Consider the following 23,484-nt stretch of genomic DNA (forward strand, 5'->3'; position numbering starts at 1 on the left):
GAAAAGGAACCCGCACATGAGCAGAACCGATAACGCACGGGGCCCCCTGTCCGGCCACCTTGTAGTTGACCTGAGCCGCGCTTTGGCAGGTCCGCACGCCGGCATGATGCTGGCGGACCTCGGTGCCCGCGTCATCAAGGTGGAGAACCCGGGAACCGGGGACGATACCCGGGGCTGGGGCCCGCCCTTTGTCGGGCCCGCCGATGACCTCCAGTCCACCTACTTCATGTCCTGCAACCGCAACAAGGAATCCATCAGCCTGGACCTGAAAAGCGCTGACGGCCAGGAAGTGCTGCGCGGGCTGCTGGAACGCGCCGACGTGGTGATCGAAAACTTCCGCCCCGGAGTGATGGATCGGCTGGGCTTCTCGCCTGCGGCCATGCACGAGCTGAACCCCCGGCTGGTGATTCTTTCGATCACTGGTTTCGGCCATGACGGGCCGGAATCCCAGCGCAGCGGCTACGACCAGATCCTCCAGGGCGAGGCGGGACTGATGTCGCTCACCGGGTCCGGCCCGAACGACCCCCAGCGCGTCGGTGTCCCCATTGCAGACCTGCTTGCGGGCATGAACGGCGCGTTCGGTGTCCTGGCGGCCCTGGTTGAGCGGGAGCGGACCGGCCGCGGCCAGGTGGTGCGCACCTCGCTGCTGGCATCCCTGATCGGGGTCCACGCCTTCCAGGGCACCCGGACCACGGTGGCGGGGGAAGTCCCCGAAGCGCAAGGGAACCACCATCCCTCCATCGCCCCCTACGGCCTGTTCAACTGCAAGGACGGCAGCGTGCAGATCAGCGTCGGCAGCGAAAAGCTCTGGGCCTCCTTCGCCGCCGCCTTCGGCCTGGACCCGGCAGCGCCGGGCTTTGCCAGCAACGCCGAGAGGGTGCGGAACCGCGCCGCGGTGATTGCCGCCGTCGAACGCGCTTTCGCGGACTATGGAGCAGCAGAGTTGCTGCAGAAACTGAACGACGCCGGGATCCCGGCCGGGAAGGTGCGCTCGCTTGATGAGGTGTACGCGTGGGAGCAGGTGGCGTCCCAGGGCCTCGTGGTGGATGTGGACCATCCGGTACTCGGCAAGGTCAGCCTGCCCGGGCCGCCGCTGAGGTTCTTTGCCCCCGGTGACGGTGCCGAAACCACCGTCACCGAGCACGACGCGCCGCCGCTGCTGGATGAGGACGGGCCGGCGATCCGGGAATGGCTCGGTTTGGAAACTGTTGCAGCGGGAGTGTCCTGACATGCCCACCGTTGAGAAGGTGCGGCACCTCAATGCCGCCGAACTGCTGGCCGCCGTAGTGGACGACGGCTCGTTTGTCTCCTGGGATTCACCTGCGCAGGAACCCGCACTTTCCGAGGAATACTTCCGCGACCTCGCCAAAGCACGTGAACGCAGCGGGACTGACGAATCCGTCATCACCGGTGCCGGACTCATCCGTGGACGACGGGTGGCGGTGATCGTCAGCGAGTTTTCCTTCCTGGCGGGATCGATCGGCCATGCTGCAGCTCAAAGGATCGTCGCCGCCATCGAACGGGCCACTGCAGAGGGACTGCCGCTGCTGGCCGGGCCCGCGTCCGGCGGCACCCGGATGCAGGAGGGAACGCTGGCCTTCCTGTCGATGGTGAAGATCACCGGTGCGGTGCGCGCCCACCGCCAGGCCGGCCTGCCCTACCTGGTCTACCTGCGCCACCCGACCACCGGCGGCGTCATGGCCTCCTGGGGATCCCTGGGCCACATCAACGTGGCCGAACCGGGTTCCCTCCTGGGCTTCCTGGGCCCGCGGGTTTACGAAGCCCTGCACGGCGAAGCGTTCCCGGAGAACGTCCAGGTGGCGGAAAACCTGTTCAACAAGGGCCTTATCGACGGCGTGGTGGAGCCTGCTGACCTTGCCTGCCTGGTGGCCAGGGCGCTGGATATCCTTTGCGCCCGCCGTGGTCCGCTGCCGGCACCGCCGCCCTCGCTTGCCGTCCGGCCGGCTCCGGTGGACGCATGGACCTCCATTGGCATTTCCCGGCGGCCCCGCCGGCCGGACCTGCGGCAGCTCCTGAAATACGGCGCCTCCGATGCCCTGCCCCTGAACGGAACGGGGCAGGGGGAGAAGGACCCCGGGCTCCTCCTGGCCCTTGCGCGGTTTGGCGGACAGTCCTGCATCGTCCTGGGGCACGCCCGCCCGCTGCGCAGGGACGCGGCCGGGATGGGTCCCGGCTCGCTGCGTGAGGCCCGGCGCGGCATGAAGCTGGCCGAGGAACTGCGGCTGCCGCTGCTCACTGTCATCGACACCGCCGGCGCGGCCCTCTCGCAGGAAGCGGAAGAAGGCGGGCTGGCGGGCGAGATCGCGCGCTCGCTGCACGAGCTCATCGGGCTGGAAGCGCCGTCCGTTTCGGTGCTGCTGGGCCAGGGCGCCGGGGGAGGAGCCCTGGCACTGCTGCCGGCGGACAGGACCATCGCAGCGCAGCACAGCTGGCTCTCACCGTTGCCGCCCGAAGGGGCCAGTGCCATCGTCCACCGGACCACTGCACATGCTCCGGCCATGGCGCAGGCCCAGGGCGTGAATGTTGCGTCACTCTACGCGAACGGCCTGGTGGACCATATCGTGGATGAGCGCGACGACGCCTCGCTGGAACCCCAGGAGTTTTGCCGGCGGATGGCGCTCGCTATCGAATACGAGCTGGCATCCGTTGCGGGCAGTCCCGTGCCGGAGCTGGTGGCGGCCCGCTCTGCGAAGTACCGGAGCCTGGGCGACGGGTGACTCCGGCGGCGCGGTGCTTCATGCGCCGCGCCCGCTGGTGGCCCTGAACCCCCAATATGGCTGCCTCGACTGCGCCACCGGTGCATGCCGCCACGCTTGTTACCGTTGCCTGTTGCCGCCGTTTGTTACTGGGGGAGGCTACCTGCGCTGCGCGGCGCGGGCGCGGTGGGCGTTCCTGCGGAGCTGAAGAATCCGGGCGCCGCCGGCCACGGCAACCACTACTGCCCCTGACACGCTGGCAATAAACAGGGCCATCCCCAGCGGGACCGAACCCTCAAACCCGAAGTACCGGACGAGCACCAGGTCCTGGTTCTGCAAGATGAAGATGATCAGCAAAATCAGGAGTACCAGCGCAGCCACGACGGCGGCCCACACTACGCCGGCGCGGGTCACCGGCGCATGGTTGGCGGCAGGGCGGGCGGGCGGTGGGGTGGTTGTCGGCGTCGAATCCGGTGCCTGGAGACCGGCGGTGCCCGGGGCCGTGCCGTGGCCGGTGCCGGCATCGACGTGCGCGGGTGTTTCGCCAGGCGGGTTGGGTTCGACGTAACGTCCCGCGGATTCCGGCTGTCCGGCTGGCGGGTAGTTTCCGGTGCTCATGCTGGTTCCCTTCCCAGGACTCCTATGGACTGATACTAAGCATGCTTATGGTCCCACCCTAATGGGAGTCGGCGGAACAGTACAACGGGATGGAGATTCAGCGGTATCCGGCACTGCAGGTCCGGTCGCCGAAGCACCTCCTGGACCTGCCTGCGCCTCCTGCTTTCAGCGCCAGTGCAGGCAACCCGAACGCGTGGGCTGTCTTCCGGAAGCCCAGGTTCCGAAAGTCCCGGTTCTCGAACTCGCTGCTACGTTCCGGAGATCCGTTCAGCGTGCTGCAGTTCCTCGATGCTCAGTTCTGCCGGGCCGCTTGTGAGGAGTTTCCACCGGGAAGTGGTGCCGTCAGGCGTGTCGAACGCGCCGGCTGTCAGGGCGCTGGCGATGAGGCGCCGCACCTCGGGTTCAGATGCGGGCGCGGTGGCGAAGACGATCCGCAGCGAAACGCTGTCCCCCTCGCGGGACCAGCCGGTATGGTGCGCGGCCAGCGGGCACGGCGGCGGGTGTTCCCAGTTCCCGCATAACGCGGTAGTGATGGCGGCACCGGGAGCAGCAGGATCGGCGGCGCCTTCCATCAACAGGGTGGCCGCATGCACATACAGTCCGTTCACCGTGCTGATCCTTCCGCCAAAACATGATTCGTGCTGCCGCAGCCCGGCATGCTCCATATAACACACCCTCCGCAGGCAACCGTCGCGAATACGCCACCACAAACCAAATTTCGCGAACACAACCCTCGCAAACACAACCCTCGCAAACAAAGCGGAAGGGGCTCCGGCGGAGTCCCTTCCGTATTAAGGCACCGTCAAGGCGTCAGACCCTCTCTTTGCTCTTTTCAGCCGAGGGAGTGCGCGGAGCTGGCGTCCTGCGCCAGTTGGGGAATGCCCAGAACGTGAAGTCCTGCGCCTTGACCGGCTTCTCCGGAGTTTCCGCCGGGGTTTCCTGCTTCGCCTCGGGCTGGCGTTCAGTTTCTTTCCTGATGCCCCACCCGAAGTCCTTGCTGGATGAATAGCACATCACAGGCCTCCTCATAGTGACTGCCCTTTAATCGTCCTCCTGTTAGCCCCCGGAGTCGAGGTGTGGACAGTGCGGCCTTGTCCATGAGCTGTGATCCCCCTGGGGTGGAAACAGGCGGCGGACGGGAAGGCCTGGACGCCTGGTCAATGGCCGCCGGACAGTACGTCCTCGGCCTCCTGCGGCTGATGGAACTGGCAAGGCCCCGGGTGGCGGAGCGGCAGCAGGCAGGTCCAGCCGGTGGGCAGGTGCACCAGGGCGCACCGTCCCGTGGTGGCCAGGTCCTCCCTCACATTGGCGTTGCTGAGGTCCGGCCTGTCACCTGCCGGCTGCGTTGTGCCGCTGCTTGTTGTGGTGGAGGATTCTGCGTTCATTGCGGCAACTCCCCTTCGAGTGATGGCACATCCCGGAACGGGAAGCCGTCTGGTCCTGCCCAGTCTGCTGCCCCGGGGTTACAGGCGGATGAAGCCGGCGTTAGATCCAGGTCAACAAACCCAAGGTTTGGAACGGGGAAGTGTTAGAAGCCCAGTTGCCGGGCCACCTGCAGCAGGAGCGTCTCAGAGCCCAAGGGGCCCACCAGTTGAACCCCCATCGGCAGCCCTTCGCCGGGTGCGCCACCGGTCCAGTGGACGGGAATGCTGATCGCTGGCAGGCCGCACACGTTGACCATAGAGGACCAGGGTGCGAATTCGCACTGTTTCCGGTAGTCGCCGTCGGCATCACCGGCCCACTGGGCCGACGGCCAAGGCGAGTTGCCGTGCGACGCTCCCGTGAACCAGCCCACGGGGCGTGGCGTCTGGGCGAGTGCTGGCATCAGCAGCAGGTCCCACTGTGCGTACTGCGTCACCGTGTCCCGCTCAAACTGCCGCAGGAAGGCCAGGGCCTCGTTCAGCTTGGCAGAACTTCGCTGCTGGGCCCTGCGGCGGAAAGTCCGGGTGAGCGGCGCCAGCAACGCTTCACGGTGGGGACTGATCCGCGCCGCACCCACTGCCGCCGTCCAGGCCGTAGTGAACGCATCCGGATACCGGTTGTCGTAACGGACGGCTGCCTCGCTGAGCGAATGGCCGGCGCCTTCCAGGAGTTTCTCCCCCGCACGGAGTGCGTCCATGGCCTCCTGGTCCGGGGTGAACGGGAAGGTCCCCTGCCAGGGGCTGTCCAGCGTGACGCCGATCCGCAGCCGAGGCGGCTCCTGTTCCACCGACGCAAGGTAGCTGCCTTCCGCGGACCCGGCCGGGACCAGCGCATCCATCATCAATGCCGCATCAGCGGCGCTCCGCGCCAGGGGACCGGCCACCACCAACCTGCCGGGGTCGCCCAGGCTTTCCCCAGCGGGCACCAGCCCGCGGCCGGGTTTAAGCCCCACGAGGCCGCACGCCGCGGCAGGGATCCGGATGGAACCGCCGCCGTCCGTGCCGGGAGCGAAGGGAAGCAGTCCGGCGGCCACAGCCGCCGCGCTGCCGCCGGAGGATCCACCCGAGCTCCTGCTCAGGGCGTAGGGATTGCGCGACGGCGGCGCCACCCGGTTTTCGCTGTAAGCCGTCAGTCCGAATTCCGGCACCTGGGTTTTGCCCAGCGAGACCACGCCCGTTTCCTTGAGCAGCGCCACCAGGGGGCTGTCGGTGACAGCGGGTTTGTGGTCCAGGGCCGCGCTGCCGTGGGTGGTCACTATGCCGGCTACGTCGGTGAGGTCCTTGAAAGCCAGGGGCATACCGTGCAGGAGCGGGAGCTCTTCCGGGAGGTTTCGGGCAAAGAGCGAGTCGGCGGCGCGGGCACTCTTCATCGCCTGCTCGGCCGTCACCGTGACAAACGCGCCCAGCAGGGGATTCTGCTCTTCAATCCGCGCCAGGAAGTGGGCTGTGGCCTCCGCGGAGGAAACCTCGCCTGTGCGCAGGCTGTTCCGGAGGGCGACGGCGGAAAGTTCGTGGAGCTCAGCCAAAGTGCCCCGGATCCCAAGGCTCTCCGCACAGCTCCAGGGACTCCGGGGCCGCGCCGCTGGAGGCGGCGGGGTGGTCTACCGGCAAGGATCCTCCCACGCTTCTTGCTGCAAGATGGTCCTAAAAAGCCTAACCCGCGGCCCTTCCGCAAAGGCAAGGGTGCGGGCCGCCGCAAGTGGGACTGGTGAGGGGGACAGCGCTGGGTTCGGCGACGGTGCTGGTCCCGGGGACGGTGACGTGGCCGGCTGATGGCTTAGGGCAGGGTACTAGGCTTAACGCTGACCCACGATCTGCCAGACAGGACTCCCCATGAGCGATTTCGATACCGTCCCCGTCAATGACATCCCCGACGACGCCGCGATCCTTGATGTCCGTGAGGACTACGAATGGGTGGCCGGCCATGCCGACGGCGCCCTCCACATTCCCCTGGACCAGTTGCCGGCGCGGCTCGATGAACTCGATCCGGACCAGGATCTCTATGTCATTTGCCGGACCAGCGGCCGGTCCTTCCGCGCCGCACAGTGGCTGACCGGCCAGGGCTACACCGCCATCAATGTCTCCGGAGGTATGGACCAGTGGTTGGAAGCCGGAAAGCCCCTGGTCTCGGATAACGGGTTGAAGCCCATGGTGCTCTAGCCTCCCGCGCGTCCCCGCCCTTCCGCCGCCTGTCCAGGGCGCTCATATGCTTCAAAAGGAATACCTATGCCTGCGTCCCGCGTCACCTATGCCTTTCTTGGGCCCGAAGGCACGTTCACGGAGGCCGCGCTGCTGCAGGTGCCGGGCGCTGCGCACGCGAGGCGCGTGCCGGCGTCGAACGTGAATGCAGCACTGGACAAAGTCCGCGAGGGTTCCGCCGACGCCGCCATGGTGCCGATTGAAAACTCCGTGGAGGGCGGTGTCACCGCCACCCTTGACGCCATTGCCAGCGGGCAGGAACTGCGGATCGTCCGCGAGGTCCTGGTGCCTATCAGCTTTGTCCTGGTGACCCGGCCGGGTGTGCGGCTGCAGGATATCCGGCGGGTGTCCACGCATGGCCATGCCTGGGCGCAGTGCCGGCTGTGGATGGACGCCCACCTTCCGGACGCGGAATACGTTCCAGGATCTTCCACCGCTGCCGCTGCCGTGGGGCTGCTGGCCGAGGACTGCCACTATGACGCCGCGATCTGCGCCCCGCTCGTTGCCGACGAACAGCCCGGACTCTCCGCGCTAGCACGGGACATTGGTGACAATCCGGATGCGGTAACACGGTTCATCCTGGTCAGCCGTCCGGGCATCCTTCCGCAGCGCACCGGCGCGGACAAGACCACAGTTGTGGTGCCGCTGCCCGAAGACCGGCCGGGCGCCCTGATGGAGATCCTGGACCAGTTCGCGAGTCGTGGCGTGAACCTCAGCCGGATCGAGTCCAGGCCCACCGGCCAGTACCTGGGCCACTACTTCTTCAGCATCGACGCCGATGGCCACCTTGCTGACGCGCGGCTGGCTGATGCCCTGGCGGGGCTCCACCGCATCAGCCCGGCCACCCGTTTCCTCGGCTCGTACCCGCGGGCGGACCAGCAGGAGACAGTGGTAGAACCGCACACCTCGGACGCGGCGTTCCGGGCGGCCCGGGCATGGGTGGCAGGGCTGCAGCCGGGACCTGCGCGCACGGAAAACGGTTCCGCCGCTTCGCCCACAGCGTAGGCAATTGCCTTCCCTACCACTTCCGCGGGCTGTGGACAATGCGTATGCTTGCTTGATCCACAATGGGGATGGCCCCTAACGAAGGGAGCGGGTCATGACTAGCAACAGCACTGACAATGATGGCCAGGGAATGATCGTCAATCCCCGTCCCACTGCCGACAACCAGGACTGGGACGGCGACGACGCTGACCGTGCTGACCGCCTGCGCTTCGAAGAGGAACAGGCCATGATCCGTGAGCAGTCCGAGGCCCGCGCCGCCGCTAAAGCCGCAGCAGAGGCGAACAAGGAAGCCCACGCCTGACCCGCTGGTCCAGCCGCCGGTTCCGTGGCTGCTTCAGCCGCTGGTTCAGCCCAGTGACGCCTGACCCTTAACCCTGATCAACAACGAGCGCGGTTCCACCTGGACCGTGACCTTGGTGGCCTCGCCTGCCGTGTCCCCGTCGAGCTGGGTGGGCATTGGTTCCGGGCACTTGATGATGATCCTGCCGGACCGGTAGACGGTCATGATGGGCAGCTTCCCGCTGTGCTTGAACATGATCTTGACGTACATCAGCAGCCAGCCAATGGCACTGCGGGGACTCATCACCACCACGTCCAGCATGCCGTCGTCGATCATGGCCTGCGGGATGAAATCGATGCCGCCCGGAACCAGGCCGCAGTTGGCAAAGAGGATGCTGCGGACATTGCGGATCTGGTCCGGACTGCCGTCCAGGGAAATGGAGATTTTCTTCCGACGGCCGGGCAGGTGGCGCATTCCGGCCTCCGTATAGGCCAGCCACCCGAAGGTCTTCTTCAGGCCTGCATTGGTATCGGCCAGCACCTCCGCATCCATGCCGAGTCCCGCGATCACCAGGAATACGTGTTCGGACGAATGCCCGGTCCGGGAGTTCTCAATGCCCATCCGGGCGGTATCGATGTAGCGCTGGCGGCCGAAGAGGGCAGTCTGGACGTTCCCGTGGAGGTCATAGACGTCCAGGTCCACATTCCGCGCCAGCAGGTTCCCGGTACCCAGCGGGATCAGGCCCATCGCAACCCCGGTGCCTGCGAGGGACTCAGCCACCACCCGCACGGTACCGTCGCCGCCGCCCACCAAAACGACGTCGGGCTTGTCCGCCAACGCTGCCCGCACCTGCGAGAAGCCCGGATCCTCCGCCGTCGTCTCGTAAAAGACGGGCTCGTCCCACCCGGCCGTAAGGCAGGCGCGGTGGATTGCGGCTTTCGCTTCGGGGGAGCGTGCCTTGATGGGGTTCAGTATGACCGCCACGCGCTGCTGGCTGAGGCCGGCCTCGTGTGCTTCGCCGGCAACCGCGCTGCGCACGTGCAGGGCCTTGAGCCTGCGGACTCCCCACCAGCTGGAGATGGCGAAGGCAAGCGCCACCGCTATCAACAGGTAGAGAATCAGGTCGCTCATGGTTCCTCAACAGTATCCCGGCGGGAGGCGGGCTTTCGGGCATAGTGGCCGGCCGCCGTCGTACTCCTCCGGATTGGATACCCTTATGTGGTGATCGACGTAAAAGACCTCAGCGAAAACCCGGAGAAGTTCCGAGCCAGCCAGCGCGCCCGCGGCGCGGACGAATCGGTGGTGGACGCGATCATTTCCGCCGACTCCGCACGCCGCGCGGCGCTGATCCGCTTCGAGAACCTCCGGGCGGAGCAGAACGCCTTCGGCAAGAAGGTGGCCCAGGCCAAGGGTGACGAGAAGAAGGCCCTGCTGGCCGAGGTCAAGGAGCTCGCCAACTCGGTGAAGGCAGCCTCCGCTGAAGCCGACGCCGCGCAGACCAAGCAGGAGGAACTCCTGCGCACCATCCCCAACCTCATCGAGGACGGTGTGCCCGAAGGCGGCGAGGACGACTACGTGGTGGTCAAGACCGTGGGCACGCCCCGCGAATTCCCCGACTTTGAGCCCAAGGACCACCTGGAGATCGGCGAGCTGATCGGTGCCATCGACATGGAGCGCGGCGCCAAGGTGTCCGGTGCACGTTTCTACTTCCTCCGCGGCGTGGGTGCCCGGCTGGAGATGGCGCTGCTGCAGATGGCCATGGACCAGGCCATCCAGGCCGGTTTCATCCCCATGATCACCCCCACTTTGGTGCGTCCGGAGACCATGCAGGGTACGGGCTTTGACGTCAAGCACGACGCCGAGATCTACCGTCTCGCCGAAGACGACCTTTACCTGGTGGGCACCTCCGAAGTGGCGCTGGCCGGGTACCACGCGGACGAGATCCTGGACTTCTCTGCCGGGCCCATCCGATACGCCGGCCAGAGCTCGTGCTACCGGCGTGAGGCCGGCTCGCACGGCAAGGACACCCGTGGCATCATCCGTGTCCACCAGTTCAACAAGGTGGAAATGTTTATCTACACCACGGTTGAGGAGGCAGCGGCCGAACACCAGCGGCTCCTGGCGTGGGAAGAGGAGATGCTGGCCAAGTGCGAGCTGCCGTACCGGGTGATTGATACCGCTGCCGGCGACCTCGGCACGTCCGCAGCCCGCAAGTACGACTGCGAAGCCTGGGTTCCCACCCAGGGTGCGTACCGCGAGCTGACCTCGACGTCCAACTGCACCACTTTCCAGGCGCGCCGCCTGAACATCCGCGAACGGGCCGTGAACTCCGAAGGTGTCACCAAGGGCACCCGGGCTGTGGCCACGCTGAACGGGACACTTGCCACCACCCGCTGGATCGTGGCGCTCCTGGAGCACCACCAGAACGCCGACGGCTCGGTCAACGTGCCCAAGGCGCTGCAGAAGTACCTGGGTGGGCTCGAGGTCCTCCCGGTCATGTAGGTTCCGGCCCTCGCTGGCGTTTCCCAACCGGTCCTAAGCTAGTTCTCGGATCCGAGTCTTGAAGGTTCGGATCCGCGAACACGCTTCTCACCCCTTGGAGCGGACGGGCCGGGGCGTTTCCTGGCTTGTCCACATAAGCCGGCCCGGGTACTGACTTCAGGGTGGCTTCCAGCGAGCCTTGTGGCATGGAAATCTTGCCCGGGCTGATCGATTCCGCCGCTATCCTGCGTACGCACGGGACTACTGACACCATTCACAGGGACTTCCGGGCCGGACGGCTGGTCCGGATCCGCCGCGGTTTCTACGTCCGCTCGCTGGACTGGCTCAACGCCCGGCCCTCGGACCGCTTTGCCTGGACGACGGCGGCCGTGGCCAGGTCGGTGAAAGGTGCGGTGTTGTGCGGTGAGACCGCAGCGCTGGCCAACGGATTGCCCACGCTACGGACGCCGTCGTGTGTGGAACTGGCCACCACGCTTCCCGGGCGGAGCGGAGTGCGGCGGTCGCCCCTGACGGTCCTCGGTGAGGATGAGGTAGCCCGGCAGGTCCGGGAGTTGCGGTCGTATCCCCTCCGGTACTGCCTGAAGCCCGCCAGTGAAACAGTGGTTCGTGGGGAATTCCGGTGCACCGGCCCTGTTCAAACCGGCCTTGACCTGATGGTTGCTGGCAACCTGAGTGAGGCCCTGGTGGTTGCGGACGGACTGGCCCGGATGCTGCATCACCAGGGAACGTTGCCTGCGCAGGCCAATCTGCTCGCCGTTGCCTCTATCGTGGAGGGGATTTCGTCTCAGCCGCACCTTTCCGCGCAGCGCCGGGCCGAACGGGTGGCGGCGCTGGCAAGTCCGATGGCCGAATCCGTGGGGGAGTCCTACAGCCGGGCAGCCTTTGAGTTTCTTGGCTTCGAGCAACCGGTGCTCCAGCACGTTTTCCGGGACGGCGATGGCTTCATCGGCAGGGTTGACTGCTGGTGGCCGCGGAACCGGGTTGTGGGGGAGTTGGATGGAAAGGCAAAGTACGTCGAGGCCGCCGTTCGCGGTGAGTCCTCGGCGGAGGAAGCCGTGTACCGGGAAAAGCTCCGCGAGGACCGGATCCGTGCGCTTGGCCTTGGCTTCGTGCGTTGGGGCTGGGCGGATGTGGAGAACCCGGAGCGACTGAATCGGAAGCTCCTTGCCGCCGGGCTTCGCCCACAGATCAGCGGCCAAGTTCGCGAATCTAGGCCTTGAAGGCTCGGTTTCGCGAACAAGCTTAGGAGTGCAGGACCCGCGGGACGCAAACGCCCATTAACCAACTGTTCAATAACTCTGTGGGGGCGCGTCCTAGCGGTTTTTTGGGGGTTTCTGCTCTACTTGATGGATGACAACGCTGACTGAAACCTCAGTCGCCGGCAACGATGACCGGCGAGACAACGAAAACAACAACGTAGACCAAAAGCTGATGGTCGCCCTGGACGTGGATGGCACCCTGGTGGACCACGACGGGCACATGTCCCCGGCTGTTCGTGAAGCGGCGCAGGCAGTAGTAGCAGCCGGCCACGAGGTCATGATCGCCACCGGCCGCTCGCTCAACGCCATGCTGCCCATCATTGAAAACATCGGCATCGACCGCGGTTACGCCGTGTGCTGCAACGGCGGCGTGACCCTGCGGCTGCACCCCGATCTGGACAACGGCTACGAGGTCATCCACAAGGCCACGTTCGATCCGGCTCCCGCCCTCCGCGCCCTCCGCGAACGGCTTCCATCCGCGAAGTACGCGCTTGAGGACGAGGACGGCAACTTCCTGTCCACCGAACGCTTCCAGGACCCGAGTTTTGGTGTGGAGGCGGTGGGGGTCGATTTCCACACCATGCTCGAAGCAACCGCCGTGCGCGTGGTGGTCTTCAGCACCGAAAACACACCCGAAGAGTTCAATGAGGCCATTGAGCACGTAGGCCTCGCCGGTGTCACCTACTCGGTAGGTTGGACGGCGTGGCTGGACATCGCCGCGGCGGGGGTTACCAAGGCCAGCGCCCTGGAAAACCTGCGCGGCCGGCTCGGCATCGAACCCCACCTCACGGTGGCAGTCGGCGACGGCCGGAACGATATCGAGATGCTGACCTGGGCCGGTCGGGGAGTTGCCATGGGCCAGGCTCCGGCGGAAGTGATCGAGGCAGCTGACGAGGTCACCCACTCGGTGTATGACGACGGCGCCGCCTACGTGCTGCGCAGCCTCCTTTAGCGGGAGGACTTGCGCGGCTCCCGGGACGGCCCGCAATTCCTGGCCAGGTCCCGCCGTCGGGCAGAATGGAAGGCATGACCCTTACGACGTTCGCCCTCATCCGCCACGGCCAGACCGACTGGAATGCGGAGCGCCGCCTGCAGGGCTCCACGGATATCCCGCTGAACGACGTCGGCCGGGCACAGGCGCGTGACGCCGTCGCCGTTTTGTCCGCGTACGAATGGGACGCAATCGTGTCCTCGCCCCTGAGCCGCGCGGCTGAGACAGCCGATGTGATCGCCGCCGGGCTGGGGCTCGGCGAGGTCCGCCGCATGCCAGAACTTACGGAGCGGAGCTTTGGGCCGGCCGAGGGGATGCAGGCTGGCCCCGAACTGGACGCGCTACGCATCCCCGGAGGCTTCCGCGGCGCCGAAAGCGAGGACGAGGCAGCCGACCGGGGCCTGGCCGCCCTGGAGGCACTGGCCGGAGAATACCGCGGACGGCGCCTTCTCGTCGTCGCGCACGGGACGCTCCTGCGCGTTAGCCTCAGCCGCGCAGTGGGCAGCACGCTGAAAAGCATCGACAACGCGGTGCTCAACCTGGCGCATCACCACGCGATCGACGGCTGGCAGCTCGAATACTTCAACGGCGAGCCGGTGATGGCGGCCAGCCAGGGCTGACCCTGCTCAGCGCGCCTCGAGGATCAGGGCCAGCAACCGTGCTGCGGCCGGCCGGGCCGCGTGCTCCTCGTTCCACTGTGCCCGGGCCACCGCCTTGCTGACAGCCTGCGTGGTGATCCCGAGTTCCTGGGCCACGGCTTTCTGCTGCCCTCGGACTCCCGGAGTCAGCAGGTCCAGGACCCGCCACTCGGCATCGGAGCGGTCACGGACAATATGCCCGAGCAGCCGCAGCACGGCCTCGGCGTCATGGGCAACGTCGGCCAGCGGACCATCTACCGCCACCGGAACCCTGTAATTGCTGTTCCGGAGCCGGTCCACCGCCCGCCGGGCATACACCAGCCCATGGCCGGATGCGTCCTTGATCTGGTTGGGCAGGGGTTCATTCACCGGCCCTACGCCGATGCCGACGTACCAGGCACCGGCCCGCAGCGCGATCAGCGCAGCCTCCACGGCCTGGTGCGGGCACTCCACGATGCCATGCACTTCATCTTCCACGGACCGGTCAAAGTCCAGGCGCGCGGGAATATGCCGCAGGTCCTTGAGCAGCTGCGGCACCCGGTCACCATCGCGCCGGCTATCGGTCTGGTTGATTGTCAGCGTGAACATCTGAAAGCACAGCCTACCCGCAGGTAGCCTCCGCCGGGCAAGCGGGGTTGCCCCATCCGGGCCCATCTGGTGCGATGGAGCAACGGCCGCCTTTGGGCGGTGACCGCGACGTGAGGATGGGTATGACCAGCAGCATGGGGCAGGACGAACTCGAACTGGTGGACCGCTGGTGGCGCGCCGCCAACTACCTTTCGGTAGGCCAGATCTACCTCCGCTCCAACCCGCTGCTGCGCGAACCGCTGAAGGCCGGGCACACCAAGTCCCGGCTGCTGGGGCACTGGGGCACCACGCCCGGGCTGAACTTCATCTACGCCCACCTGAACCGCATCATCCGCCGCGACTCAGCCGAGATGCTCTTTGTGGCAGGTCCCGGCCATGGCGGTCCCGCCGTCGTCGCCAACGCCTGGCTGGAAGGCACCTACTCCGAAATTTATGGCCACGTGGGCAACGACGAGGATGGTCTGGCGGAACTCTTCCGGCAGTTTTCCTACCCGGGCGGCATCCCCAGCCATGCCGCCCCGGAGACTCCCGGCTCCATCAACGAGGGCGGCGAACTTGGCTACTCCCTCGCCCACGCCTACGGTGCGGTCCTCGACAATCCCCAGCTCGTGGCCGCCGTCGTGATTGGCGACGGCGAGGCGGAGACCGGGCCGCTGGCCGCGAGCTGGCACTCCCATAACTTCCTCGACCCGGCAGCGGACGGCGCGGTCCTGCCCATCCTGCACCTGAACGGCTACAAAATCGCCAACCCCACGGTCCTGGCGCGCATGCCTGAAGCGCAGCTCGAGCAGCTCCTGCGCGGATACGGCCACGAGCCCTACTTCGTGACGGTGAAGGACCCGGACAGCACGGAGCAGGCCCACCGGGACTTCGCTGCGGCGCTGGAAAGCTGCATGACGGATATCCGTGCCATCCAGGACGCCCGGCGGACCCCGGAGAGCGGCGGGCAGGCGGGCAGGGATGCTGCGGAGGCGCAGCATTGGCCCATGATTGTGCTGCGCTCGCCGAAGGGCTGGACCGGGCCGCGCGAGGTGGACGGGCTGCAGGTTGAGGGAACGTGGCGGAGCCACCAGGTACCGCTGTCCGAGGTCCGCACCAACGGCGACCACCTGCGGCTGCTGGAGGAGTGGCTGCAGTCCTACCGCCCGGAGGAACTGTTCGACGGCGACGGGCGGCTCCGGCCCGACGTCGCCGAGGGTGCGCCCACCGGCGACTTCCGGATGAGCGCCACACCGCACGCCAACGGCGGCCTGCTCCGCCGCGCGCTGAAGCTGCCCGCCTACCGTGACCACGCCGTCGAGGTTGCCAAGGCCGGGACCAAGCGCGTCAGCCCGATGGTCACTTTGGGTTCCTGGATGCGGGACGTGGTGGCCCTGAACATGGAAACGTTCCGGCTGTTCGGCCCGGACGAGACGGCGTCCAACCGGCTCCAGAACGTCTACGAGGTCACGGACAAGGTGTGGCAGTACCGGATTGACGACGTCGACGAGCACCTTGCGCGCTCCGGCAGGGTGATGGAGGTGCTGAGCGAGCACCTGTGCCAGGGTTGGCTGGAGGGTTACCTGCTGACCGGCCGGCACGGGGTCTTCAATTGCTATGAGGCGTTCATCCACATCGTTGATTCGATGTTTAACCAGCATGCCAAGTGGCTGAAGGTGCACCGGAAACTGCCGTGGCGCCAACCGGTCGCGTCGCTGAACTACCTGCTGTCCTCACACGTCTGGCAGCAGGACCACAACGGGTTTTCGCACCAGGACCCCGGGTTCATCGACCACGCGGTGAACAAAAAGGCCGAAGTCATCAGGGTGTACCTGCCGCCGGATGCGAACACGCTGCTGTCGGTGATGGAACACTGCCTGGCGTCCACCGATTACGTGAACATCGTGGTCAGCGGCAAGCAGCCCTCACCCACCTGGCTGGGGCCGGACGACGCCGCCACCCACTGCCAGCGCGGGCTGGGGATTTGGGAGTTTGCGGGCTCGGAGGTGCCGGGGGAGGAGCCCGACGTCGTCCTGGCCTGCGCTGGCGACGTGCCTACGGTGGAGACGGTGGCGGCGGCGGAGCTGCTCCGGCTGGGGGCGCCAGGGCTGAAGGTCCGCGTAGTCAATGTTGTTGACCTGATGCGGCTGCAGGACGAGAGCGAACACCCGCACGGGCTGCCGGCGCGGGACTTTGACGGGATCTTCACCGCGGACAAGCCCGTCATCTTCGCGTACCACGGCTATCCGTCGCTGATCCACCGGCTGGCCTACCGCCGCTCCAATCAGGAGGGCCTGCACGTGCGCGGCTACAAGGAGGAAGGGACCACCACCACACCCTTCGACATGGCCATGCTGAACGGCATCGACCGGTTCCAGCTGGCCATCGACGCCATCGACCGTGTGCCTGGCCTGGCGGAGAAGCACTCCATGCTGCGGCAGGAGCTCCAGGACCGCCGGATCCGGGCCCGCGAGCACACGCGTTCACACGGTGAGGATCCGGAAGAGATCCGGAACTGGAAACTCGGCTGACCCCCGCCTCTTTAGCCGCCCGGGCACACCAGCCGGTCGAGGCCGCCCGTGGGCAGGTGGATCCAGCCTTCCTTGATGGCGGCTGGGGAGTGTGCGTCATCAGGCTGCGCGGTGAGTCCGACGGCGGCCGCGCGGGCGGTAAGGGAAGCGACGACGGCGTCAAACAGGTCGTCCGAGCCGGCCAGCCGTTCCTCGTGGCCGGCTAAATCCAGCCAGGGTGCGTGCCCGCGCAGGCCTTCGAGCAGCACCGAGAGGCGTTCGGCTTCCGTGGTGCCGCGTCCTTTGTAGCCGCGGGCTGCCAGGCCCCAGAGCTTCAGTGAGGCAGCGGGGTAGACCTCGGCCAGTTTGCCGGAGCCGTCCCTCGGCTGTGGGCCGTGGAGCGCTGCGATCTTTGCCTGGATGACTGCGCAGCGCATGGCCGGGTGCGCGAGCCGGTCCGCAGAGACACTGAGCGGGATCAGGCCGGTCCTGGCGGTGACGAAGCGGTCCGTGTCCCGGTAGGCGAGGAGGCGCCGGCCCTCAATGCCGTCGTATGCCAGGACGGGGCCGCCGTTGAACTCCAGATGCCCGGTAAGGAACGGGATCAACGCCTGCGGCCAGCCGACGGGGCAATCAATGCCCGTCATGTCTGTGGCTCCGAACAGCTCCACGATCTCCTGGTCAGCCACATTGAGTGCGAGGTGCGCCAGCCGCGCGGAGCCATGGCCCCATTCGATGACCGCCACCGCCGTCTTTTTGGTGGCCGCGGCAAGGTCCACTCCGAGCGTTCTAACGGAACCAGACTCTACCTCCGGCGGCATTTTTGACGGCATGGCCCGGTTCTGGACGGCTTGGCCCGTTCTGGACACCTGGTGACTCCGGACCCTTTGATCTGGAACTCTGGTGCATGGTGGGCCGCCTGCCAACATTGCCCGAAAGGATCAACCCATGCCCTGGCTCGACGTGCTCGGCAACGACATCCACTACACGGACTCCGGCCGGGGCCAGCCAGTTGTGCTGCTGCACGGCCATGCCTCCGCGGCAGCCTGCTGGGAGCCGATCGCCGCCGAACTGGAGCAGGATTTCCGGGTGTTGACCTACGACACCTACGATCACGGCTGGTCGTCCAACTCCCCGCGGCAGGGCCCGCTGGTGGACCGGGCTGCAGAGCTGGACCAGTTCATCAGCTCGCTGCGCCTGGAGAACCCGGTGATTGTGGGGCAATCCATGGGTGGCATGACGGCCCTCCGCTGGGCGGTACGGAATCCCGGCAGTGCCGCAGCACTCGTGGTTTGCGGGATGGGGTGGCCGCTGGTGGTGCCGCCGCCCGGGCAGCCCGGCCAGGCCGAGAAATTCGAGGTGTTCAGCTCGCTGGACGCGGACGAGCGGATCTGGCTGGGGGTGGGGAATTCCTTCACGGAGCGGTGGATCGCTGAGAACCCCAAGGACTACGCCCGCTATATCCGCGTCCGCTCCACAGCTGCCGCCATCGAAGCCGCCCGCTACCCACGCAGCCTCGAACAAAGCCAGGGCGAGTTCCTCAGCGCCGATCCGGCGGATGTGGACTGGTTCCAGCAAGGACTGGAATCCATCACCAGCCCGCTGCTGGTGCTGATCGGAGACCAGGAAAGGCCACGCATCCGCCGCGGTGCCGAGCACGTGGCCGCCACCGTTCCGGGTGCCCGCCTCCTGGTGGTCGAGGACGCCGGCCACAACGCCTACTTCCAGCGCCAGGACATCCTGGTGGAAGCCATCCGCAACTTAGTTGCCGCCTGACACGAAGTCCTTAGTCAGGCCGCCTGGTACGTCAGCGCGCCCGGGACCCCGCCCTTTTGGCCGAGGGAGTCTCCCCGTGCGAAAGCCGCCCAGAGGCTCCGCACTTGCCGCCCGACGTCGTGCACGTCCTCCCAGGCCGCGCCGGCAATCAAGCCCACGCCGTCCCAGGTGCTCCGGTTGCCAAAGAGAAGGGGAAGGTCGATGGTGTGGGCCGCACCGAAAATGTTGCCGGGCGCATGCCAGTGCAGGACGTACCGGTGGGCCTTTCCCCCTGCCCTGGCATGGCGGCGGGCGAATTTCCGGGCGGCCCTGCCGTACACGGTCTCGGTGACCACCCAGTCGATGGCCCGGACGGCGGCGGTTCCAGCAACCGGAACGCGGGCCAGCCGGCTCAGGTACGGGCTGCGCGGCAGGAACAGCCGCGCCTCTTCAGACGTATGCCCGATCAGCACCTCTATCCCGGGTGCGGAACGGTTCCATGCGGCCTCGATGTCCGGTTCCTCCGGCAAGGGCGCGTGCCCGTACTGCGTCCCGAACGGCATGGCGGCCAGCATTCCGAACTTCCGCGCTACCTGCGCCACGTGGTCCTCCCGCTCCACCACATCCATGGCCCGGGTGCCGCCGTCAACTGTCTCGGCGGCGATGCCCATCGCATGGTTCATCTTTGCCCTGCCCCGGGAGATGCCCAGCGGGGCGCTTTGGATGATGGCCCGCTGGAACAGCTGCGGCGCCTCAGGGGTGGCCATGAGATGGGCGATGGCGTCGCCACCGGCGGACTGCCCGAACGCCGTCACCCGCCCCGGATCACCGCCGAACGCGCCAATGTTCCGCTGTACCCAGCGGAAGGCCTCCAGCTGGTCCAGCAGTCCGAGGTTGCCCGGGCGGCCCGACCGCGTGGCCAGGAACCCAAACAGCCCCAGCCGATAGGTCACCGAAACCACCACCACGCGGTTCTCGGCCACCAGAACTGCGGGGTCAAAGATGGCCAGGTCCCCCGAACCGGTGGTGTAGGAACCGCCATGGATCCACACCATCACCGGCAGCCGCTCGCCCGGGGACAGATCCGCAGGCATGGTGATGGAGAGGTTCTGGCAGTCCTCGCTGCCCGGAAGTTCCCCGTAGCGGGTGCCCAGGACGTCGTCGAGGAACGGAACCGGCCCCTGCGGGCAGGCGGGGGCCGGGGAAGTGGCTGCCAACGGCTCGGTCCAGTCCCGCACAGGAACGGGAGGCTGGAACCGGGCCGCCCTGGCATAAGGAATGCCGGTGGCCCGAAGGACGTCCCTGTCGTGCCAGCCGGTAACGGGACCGCAGGGCGGGATGAAGATGGGTGCGGAGCTCACCGACCTACCCTAAAGCACAACTCTTAAACCGCAACGCGGGGTCACTTCCGGCCCAATTTCCGTGGTGAATTGGGCGAGATGTGACCTCGCGTTGCAGGACAGTACTAGTGGCCGGTGGGCACGTAACGCTTGATGGAGGCTTCCAGCTCAGCTTCGGCAGCGGCGCGGTCGCCCCAGCCCTCGGCCTTGACCCACTTGCCCGGCTCCAGGTCCTTGTAGCGGGTGAAGAAGTGCTCGATTTCCTTGATCAGGAACTCGTTGACGTCGCTGACTTCCTGGATGTGGTCGAAGCGGGCATCCACCGGAACGCAGAGGATCTTGGCGTCTCCGCCGCCGTCGTCGGTCATGTTGAAGACGCCGATGGGGCGGGACTCAACGATGACGCCGGGGTGCAGGTCGAAGTCCTGCAGGAGCACCAGTGCGTCCAGGGGATCGCCGTCTTCGCCGAGGGTGTTTTCGAAGTATCCGTAATGCGTGGGGTACTGCATGGAGGTGAAGAGGACGCGGTCCAGGCGGACGCGGCCGGTCTCGTGGTCAACTTCGTACTTGACGCGTGATCCCTTGGGGATCTCGATGGTCACATCATGCTTCATGGAATGCTCCTCGGCAATTGCAGGGGGTTCGCGGCACACTTGACTGCTCACCAAAGGGAGTGTCCGTGCCGCCGACTATTATTGAGGATATAGCGAGAGGCCCTGGAATCAGGAACTTGTGGGGAAATTTCAGGACTTGAGGACCAGCACCAGCATGACCAAACCAACTGCCGCGGAACCGTGGCCTGACCGCGTCCGCCACAGTTTCCGGGGCACAGTCACGGCCCTTAAGCGGTCCTGGCCCGCGGTTGTCCTGACCGCCCTGCTGTTGGTCCTGATGGCCCCCGCAGCCCTGCTGGTTGCGCCGGGGTTCGTGGGCCCGCAGGCCCCTGCCCCCGCCCCGCCGGCGCCTGAATGGCAGCAGGCCCCCGCCACACTGTCTGCCGCACGTGGACTTGCCCCGCTGGACGTATTAGCCAGCATTCCCGCCGCGTCCAGCGTCACCGCGCAGGTGGAACCGCTGTTGAAGGCCGACGGCGGCGGGAACTTTACGGGACTGGTTCAGGATGCACTCACCGGACAGGTCCTCTATGACCGGGGCGGGTCCGAGGGCAGGGTGCCGGCCTCCAACCTGAAGCTGCTGACCGCTGTGGCCGCCCTCCGTTCCCTTGGCCCGGAGCACCGCTTCACCACGTCCGTTGTCCAAGGTCCGGCAGCAGGGCAGGTAGTGCTGGTCGGTGGCGGCGACGTCCTCCTCGGTGCCGGCGAGTCGAATGCGGACCAGACGATGGGCCATACCGGCCTGGCCACCCTCGCCGCGGAAACTGTGGAAGCGCTGAAAGCCGCAGGCGCCGCGGGTGAAATTAAAGTGCTGGTGGACGATTCCCTGTTCACCGGTCCGGCACTGAATCCGGCCTGGGAAAGCGGTGATGTTGCTGCCGGGGAAGTGGCACCGGTGTACCCGCTGGCGTTGAACTCTGCCCGCTACGACCCCGCTGTCACCACCGGCCCGCGTCCACAGGACCCGGCCATCACAGCTGGGGAGGAATTCGCGGCCCGGCTGCGGGCGGCGGGCGCGGCCGCGGGACTGACTGTGGCAGCCGCCGTCGAACGCTCGCCCCGGTCAGCACCAACAGGCGGGGAAGCAGGGGAGCCGGCGGTCTTCGCGGAGGCGCAGTCAGCCGCGGTGGCCGAACAGGTGGACCTGATGCTTCAAGCCTCGGACAACTACCTTGCCGAAGTTTTGGGACGAATGGCATCGGTGGCCGCAGGGGGACCGGGCAGCAACGACGGCGCCACGGCTGCCGTCCGAGCGCAGCTCACCGACGCCGGAATCAACGTTGACGGCATCAGGCTCGTGGATGTGTGCGGCCTCGCGATGGGCAACCAGGTGTCGGCCCGCCAGTTCACCGAGGTGGTGCGGGCCATCGCCGCCGGCACGGACAGTCGGCTGCGCGCCGCGCTGGACGGCTTCCCCGTGGCCGGCCTCACCGGCACGCTGGACACCCGCTACGGCGAAGAGTCAACCGCCCGGGGTGCAGGGCTGGTCCGCGCCAAGACCGGCACACTGAACACGGTGCTGGCGCTCAGCGGCTACGTTGTGGACGCCGACGGCCGCCTCCTGGTCTTCTCCTTCATCGGCAACGGGCTCACACCCGGCGCCGCAGGCAACAAGGTGGCGCTGGACCGGGCAGCCACGGCGCTCGCGGCCTGCGGCTGCAGGTAGCACCCAGCGCATCTGCAGGAGCGGCCCCGCCCCGCTCAACCGTTGCTGGCCAACGCCGCTTATGCGGGGCCGGGCCGTCCGTGCGATTGGACACCATGTTTCCGGCGACGGATAGGCGTGGGCTTTGTGCTCCTGTCCACCGGCTGTCGAGCTGTTGGGGCCGCTGGTTTGGTTCGCCGGTGAGCGAACTTAAGGACTATCCACAGGGTGCTGTGTTCTGATGGGACTTATGGAGTCCACTACAGGTGAGTCGTCAGCACAAACGTTGTCCAGCCAGGCCTCGTCCCTGATCAACTGGGACCTGGCCGCCTCCACCGCGGCGCGGCTGGCTCCGGCCGGCCCGGTCCTGAACCAGGCCGCCATCGGTGACGCCGTGGACAGCCTCCGCCGGCTCGCCGACGCTTCGGTGGAGCATGTCCACGAGATCACGGGCCTGGAAGCGGCACGGAACCTGCGGGATTCCAACGTGCTGGTAGTGGACCGTGCTTCCTGGGCCAAGGCCAACACCCAAAGCTTCGCCGTGATGCTGAAGCCCGCCATGGAAAAGATGCTCGAAAGCAGGCGCGGTTCCCTGAGCCCTGCCGCAGCGAGTGTCAGCGGCGCCATCACCGGCAGCCAGTTGGGTGCCGTCCTGGCCTTCCTGTCCAGCAAGGTCCTGGGCCAATACGATCCGTTCGCGGCGCTCGCCGAGGGTTCCACCGCGCCGTCAGGGGGACGCCTGCTCCTGGTGGCCCCCAACATCGTTGCTGTGGAGCGGGAACTGAACGTCACCCCGGAGGATTTCCGCCTCTGGGTCTGCCTGCATGAGCAGACCCACCGGGTCCAGTTCGCGGCCGCGCCGTGGCTGCGGCACCACATGCTGGAGCAGATCGACGAACTCAGCGGCCACCTGCTGGGCAACGTCGATTCGCTGATGGAGCGCGCCACCGCCGCCGCCCGTTCACTGAAGGACCGTACGGCCGACGGAAACACGCCCGGCCGCGGCGCCATCCTGGACCTGCTGCAGGATCCCGAGGAGAAGGCCGCCATCTCGCACCTCACCGCGGTGATGAGCCTGCTCGAAGGCCACGCGAATGTGGTGATGGACGCCGTGGACGCCAGCATTGTTCCGTCGGTGAAAACCATCCGGCAGCGGTTCAACGACCGCGGCAAGGACCGCGGCGTCATCGAAAAGTTCATCCGCAGCCTCCTGGGCCTGGACGCCAAGATGCGCCAGTACTCCGACGGCGCGCGGTTCGTCCGCGCAGTGGTGGACGTCGCCGGAATGGAAGGCTTCAACCGGGTGTGGGAGTCGGCCGACCACCTGCCCACCGAGCCCGAAATCCACGATGCCAAGCTGTGGCTTGAGCGGATGGGACTCTGATTAACACCGGTCCCCACCCCGGCCAGGCAGCCCAGTCCA

Annotated in this window: 23 protein-coding genes; 13 read left to right on the forward strand and 10 right to left on the reverse strand. The window is 66.8% G+C overall.

What is annotated here, in order from left to right:
* Nucleotides 1–16 precede the first annotated feature (16 nt).
* Nucleotides 17–1,228 carry a CaiB/BaiF CoA transferase family protein gene (locus BMX78_RS13910; RefSeq protein ID WP_091420291.1) on the forward strand — a complete coding sequence of 404 codons (1,212 nt, stop codon included), beginning with the start codon at nt 17–19 and terminating at the stop codon, nt 1,226–1,228.
* Between the two features lies 1 nt (nt 1,229).
* Nucleotides 1,230–2,738: a carboxyl transferase domain-containing protein gene (locus BMX78_RS13915; RefSeq protein ID WP_170850819.1), complete on the forward strand. Its 1,509-nt coding sequence runs from the start codon at nt 1,230–1,232 to the stop codon at nt 2,736–2,738.
* 138 nt (nt 2,739–2,876) lie between these two features.
* Here BMX78_RS13915 and BMX78_RS23445 read toward each other — a convergent pair whose 3' ends face one another.
* From BMX78_RS23445 to BMX78_RS13940, 5 genes are all read right to left on the reverse strand, one after another.
* Entirely contained in the window at nt 2,877–3,335 is a 459-nt protein-coding gene (locus BMX78_RS23445; RefSeq protein WP_286139008.1) for a lipopolysaccharide assembly protein LapA domain-containing protein, read from the reverse strand.
* Nucleotides 3,336–3,583: 248 nt separating this feature from the next.
* Nucleotides 3,584–3,943, reverse strand: a complete 360-nt coding sequence (locus tag BMX78_RS13925) for a hypothetical protein (RefSeq protein WP_211482576.1) — start codon at nt 3,941–3,943, stop codon at nt 3,584–3,586.
* A 202-nt stretch (nt 3,944–4,145) separates the two neighbouring features.
* Nucleotides 4,146–4,349, reverse strand: a complete 204-nt coding sequence (locus BMX78_RS13930; protein ID WP_091420292.1) for a hypothetical protein — start codon at nt 4,347–4,349, stop codon at nt 4,146–4,148.
* Nucleotides 4,350–4,492: 143 nt separating this feature from the next.
* Complete coding sequence (locus tag BMX78_RS13935) at nt 4,493–4,720, reverse strand: hypothetical protein (protein WP_091420294.1); 228 nt, start codon at nt 4,718–4,720, stop codon at nt 4,493–4,495.
* 143 nt (nt 4,721–4,863) lie between these two features.
* Nucleotides 4,864–6,282, reverse strand: a complete 1,419-nt coding sequence (locus BMX78_RS13940; RefSeq protein WP_091420296.1) for an amidase — start codon at nt 6,280–6,282, stop codon at nt 4,864–4,866.
* A 307-nt stretch (nt 6,283–6,589) separates the two neighbouring features.
* Between BMX78_RS13940 and BMX78_RS13945 the strand changes: the two genes are divergently transcribed.
* The 3 genes from BMX78_RS13945 (at nt 6,590) to BMX78_RS13955 (ending at nt 8,261) form a co-directional block, all read left to right on the forward strand.
* A complete protein-coding gene (locus BMX78_RS13945; protein WP_091420298.1) occupies nt 6,590–6,916 on the forward strand; it encodes a rhodanese-like domain-containing protein in 327 nt (108 codons plus the stop codon).
* Nucleotides 6,917–6,982: 66 nt separating this feature from the next.
* The gene (gene pheA, locus BMX78_RS13950; protein ID WP_091420299.1) at nt 6,983–7,960 is read left to right on the forward strand and encodes a prephenate dehydratase; all 978 of its coding nucleotides are present in this window, start codon (nt 6,983–6,985) and stop codon (nt 7,958–7,960) included.
* Between the two features lie 94 nt (nt 7,961–8,054).
* Nucleotides 8,055–8,261 (forward strand): hypothetical protein, encoded by a 207-nt coding sequence (locus BMX78_RS13955; protein ID WP_091420301.1) that lies wholly within the window; start codon nt 8,055–8,057, stop codon nt 8,259–8,261.
* A 45-nt stretch (nt 8,262–8,306) separates the two neighbouring features.
* On the opposite strand, the gene BMX78_RS13960 is transcribed toward BMX78_RS13955, so the two are convergent.
* Complete coding sequence (locus BMX78_RS13960; RefSeq protein WP_091420303.1) at nt 8,307–9,371, reverse strand: diacylglycerol/lipid kinase family protein; 1,065 nt, start codon at nt 9,369–9,371, stop codon at nt 8,307–8,309.
* Between the two features lie 90 nt (nt 9,372–9,461).
* On the opposite strand from BMX78_RS13960, the gene serS reads away from it, so the two are divergent.
* From serS to BMX78_RS13980, 4 genes are all read left to right on the forward strand, one after another.
* Complete coding sequence (gene serS / locus BMX78_RS13965; protein WP_091420494.1) at nt 9,462–10,742, forward strand: serine--tRNA ligase; 1,281 nt, start codon at nt 9,462–9,464, stop codon at nt 10,740–10,742.
* A 185-nt stretch (nt 10,743–10,927) separates the two neighbouring features.
* Nucleotides 10,928–11,962 (forward strand): hypothetical protein, encoded by a 1,035-nt coding sequence (locus BMX78_RS13970; protein WP_091420305.1) that lies wholly within the window; start codon nt 10,928–10,930, stop codon nt 11,960–11,962.
* A gap of 130 nt (nt 11,963–12,092) precedes the next feature.
* Nucleotides 12,093–12,953 carry an HAD family hydrolase gene (locus tag BMX78_RS13975; RefSeq protein WP_091420306.1) on the forward strand — a complete coding sequence of 287 codons (861 nt, stop codon included), beginning with the start codon at nt 12,093–12,095 and terminating at the stop codon, nt 12,951–12,953.
* Between the two features lie 74 nt (nt 12,954–13,027).
* On the forward strand, nt 13,028–13,612 hold the full coding sequence (locus BMX78_RS13980; protein WP_091420308.1) for a histidine phosphatase family protein: 585 nt from the start codon (nt 13,028–13,030) through the stop codon (nt 13,610–13,612).
* Between the two features lie 6 nt (nt 13,613–13,618).
* Here the strand turns inward: BMX78_RS13980 and BMX78_RS13985 are convergent, their stop codons facing one another.
* Complete coding sequence (locus BMX78_RS13985) at nt 13,619–14,218, reverse strand: hypothetical protein (RefSeq protein WP_091420310.1); 600 nt, start codon at nt 14,216–14,218, stop codon at nt 13,619–13,621.
* A 122-nt stretch (nt 14,219–14,340) separates the two neighbouring features.
* Between BMX78_RS13985 and BMX78_RS13990 the strand changes: the two genes are divergently transcribed.
* Nucleotides 14,341–16,728 carry a phosphoketolase family protein gene (locus BMX78_RS13990; RefSeq protein ID WP_091420311.1) on the forward strand — a complete coding sequence of 796 codons (2,388 nt, stop codon included), beginning with the start codon at nt 14,341–14,343 and terminating at the stop codon, nt 16,726–16,728.
* A gap of 11 nt (nt 16,729–16,739) precedes the next feature.
* Here BMX78_RS13990 and BMX78_RS13995 read toward each other — a convergent pair whose 3' ends face one another.
* On the reverse strand, nt 16,740–17,528 hold the full coding sequence (locus BMX78_RS13995) for a DUF429 domain-containing protein (RefSeq protein WP_091420496.1): 789 nt from the start codon (nt 17,526–17,528) through the stop codon (nt 16,740–16,742).
* 127 nt (nt 17,529–17,655) lie between these two features.
* Here BMX78_RS13995 and BMX78_RS14000 point away from each other — a divergent pair, with 127 nt between their 5' ends.
* The gene (locus BMX78_RS14000; RefSeq protein WP_091420313.1) at nt 17,656–18,483 is read left to right on the forward strand and encodes an alpha/beta fold hydrolase; all 828 of its coding nucleotides are present in this window, start codon (nt 17,656–17,658) and stop codon (nt 18,481–18,483) included.
* A 14-nt stretch (nt 18,484–18,497) separates the two neighbouring features.
* Here BMX78_RS14000 and BMX78_RS14005 read toward each other — a convergent pair whose 3' ends face one another.
* The gene (locus tag BMX78_RS14005) at nt 18,498–19,823 is read right to left on the reverse strand and encodes a carboxylesterase family protein (protein WP_286139016.1); all 1,326 of its coding nucleotides are present in this window, start codon (nt 19,821–19,823) and stop codon (nt 18,498–18,500) included.
* A gap of 104 nt (nt 19,824–19,927) precedes the next feature.
* On the reverse strand, nt 19,928–20,416 hold the full coding sequence (locus BMX78_RS14010; protein WP_018762663.1) for an inorganic diphosphatase: 489 nt from the start codon (nt 20,414–20,416) through the stop codon (nt 19,928–19,930).
* 154 nt (nt 20,417–20,570) lie between these two features.
* Here BMX78_RS14010 and dacB point away from each other — a divergent pair, with 154 nt between their 5' ends.
* Nucleotides 20,571–22,082, forward strand: a complete 1,512-nt coding sequence (gene dacB, locus BMX78_RS14015; RefSeq protein ID WP_091420500.1) for a D-alanyl-D-alanine carboxypeptidase/D-alanyl-D-alanine endopeptidase — start codon at nt 20,571–20,573, stop codon at nt 22,080–22,082.
* A 229-nt stretch (nt 22,083–22,311) separates the two neighbouring features.
* A complete protein-coding gene (locus BMX78_RS14020; RefSeq protein WP_091420315.1) occupies nt 22,312–23,445 on the forward strand; it encodes an Rv3626c family coenzyme F420 biosynthesis-associated protein in 1,134 nt (377 codons plus the stop codon).
* Nucleotides 23,446–23,484 lie beyond the last annotated feature (39 nt).

It is taken from the genome of Arthrobacter sp. OV608, assembly GCA_900110595.1.
Lineage (GTDB): Bacteria > Actinomycetota > Actinomycetes > Actinomycetales > Micrococcaceae > Arthrobacter.

Coding starts and splice junctions, on each gene's coding strand:
- BMX78_RS13910 (WP_091420291.1), top strand. CDS start 17: ATGAGCAGAACCGATAACGCACGGGGCCCCCTGTCCGGCCACCTTGTA.
- BMX78_RS13915 (WP_170850819.1), top strand. CDS start 1,230: ATGCCCACCGTTGAGAAGGTGCGGCACCTCAATGCCGCCGAACTGCTG.
- BMX78_RS23445 (WP_286139008.1), bottom strand. CDS start 3,335: ATGAGCACCGGAAACTACCCGCCAGCCGGACAGCCGGAATCCGCGGGA.
- BMX78_RS13930 (WP_091420292.1), bottom strand. CDS start 4,349: ATGTGCTATTCATCCAGCAAGGACTTCGGGTGGGGCATCAGGAAAGAA.
- BMX78_RS13935 (WP_091420294.1), bottom strand. CDS start 4,720: ATGAACGCAGAATCCTCCACCACAACAAGCAGCGGCACAACGCAGCCG.
- BMX78_RS13945 (WP_091420298.1), top strand. CDS start 6,590: ATGAGCGATTTCGATACCGTCCCCGTCAATGACATCCCCGACGACGCC.
- pheA (WP_091420299.1), top strand. CDS start 6,983: ATGCCTGCGTCCCGCGTCACCTATGCCTTTCTTGGGCCCGAAGGCACG.
- BMX78_RS13955 (WP_091420301.1), top strand. CDS start 8,055: ATGACTAGCAACAGCACTGACAATGATGGCCAGGGAATGATCGTCAAT.
- BMX78_RS13960 (WP_091420303.1), bottom strand. CDS start 9,371: ATGAGCGACCTGATTCTCTACCTGTTGATAGCGGTGGCGCTTGCCTTC.
- BMX78_RS13970 (WP_091420305.1), top strand. CDS start 10,928: ATGGAAATCTTGCCCGGGCTGATCGATTCCGCCGCTATCCTGCGTACG.
- BMX78_RS13975 (WP_091420306.1), top strand. CDS start 12,093: ATGACAACGCTGACTGAAACCTCAGTCGCCGGCAACGATGACCGGCGA.
- BMX78_RS13980 (WP_091420308.1), top strand. CDS start 13,028: ATGACCCTTACGACGTTCGCCCTCATCCGCCACGGCCAGACCGACTGG.
- BMX78_RS13985 (WP_091420310.1), bottom strand. CDS start 14,218: ATGTTCACGCTGACAATCAACCAGACCGATAGCCGGCGCGATGGTGAC.
- BMX78_RS13990 (WP_091420311.1), top strand. CDS start 14,341: ATGACCAGCAGCATGGGGCAGGACGAACTCGAACTGGTGGACCGCTGG.
- BMX78_RS13995 (WP_091420496.1), bottom strand. CDS start 17,528: ATGCCGCCGGAGGTAGAGTCTGGTTCCGTTAGAACGCTCGGAGTGGAC.
- BMX78_RS14000 (WP_091420313.1), top strand. CDS start 17,656: ATGCCCTGGCTCGACGTGCTCGGCAACGACATCCACTACACGGACTCC.
- BMX78_RS14010 (WP_018762663.1), bottom strand. CDS start 20,416: ATGAAGCATGATGTGACCATCGAGATCCCCAAGGGATCACGCGTCAAG.
- dacB (WP_091420500.1), top strand. CDS start 20,571: ATGACCAAACCAACTGCCGCGGAACCGTGGCCTGACCGCGTCCGCCAC.
- BMX78_RS14020 (WP_091420315.1), top strand. CDS start 22,312: ATGGAGTCCACTACAGGTGAGTCGTCAGCACAAACGTTGTCCAGCCAG.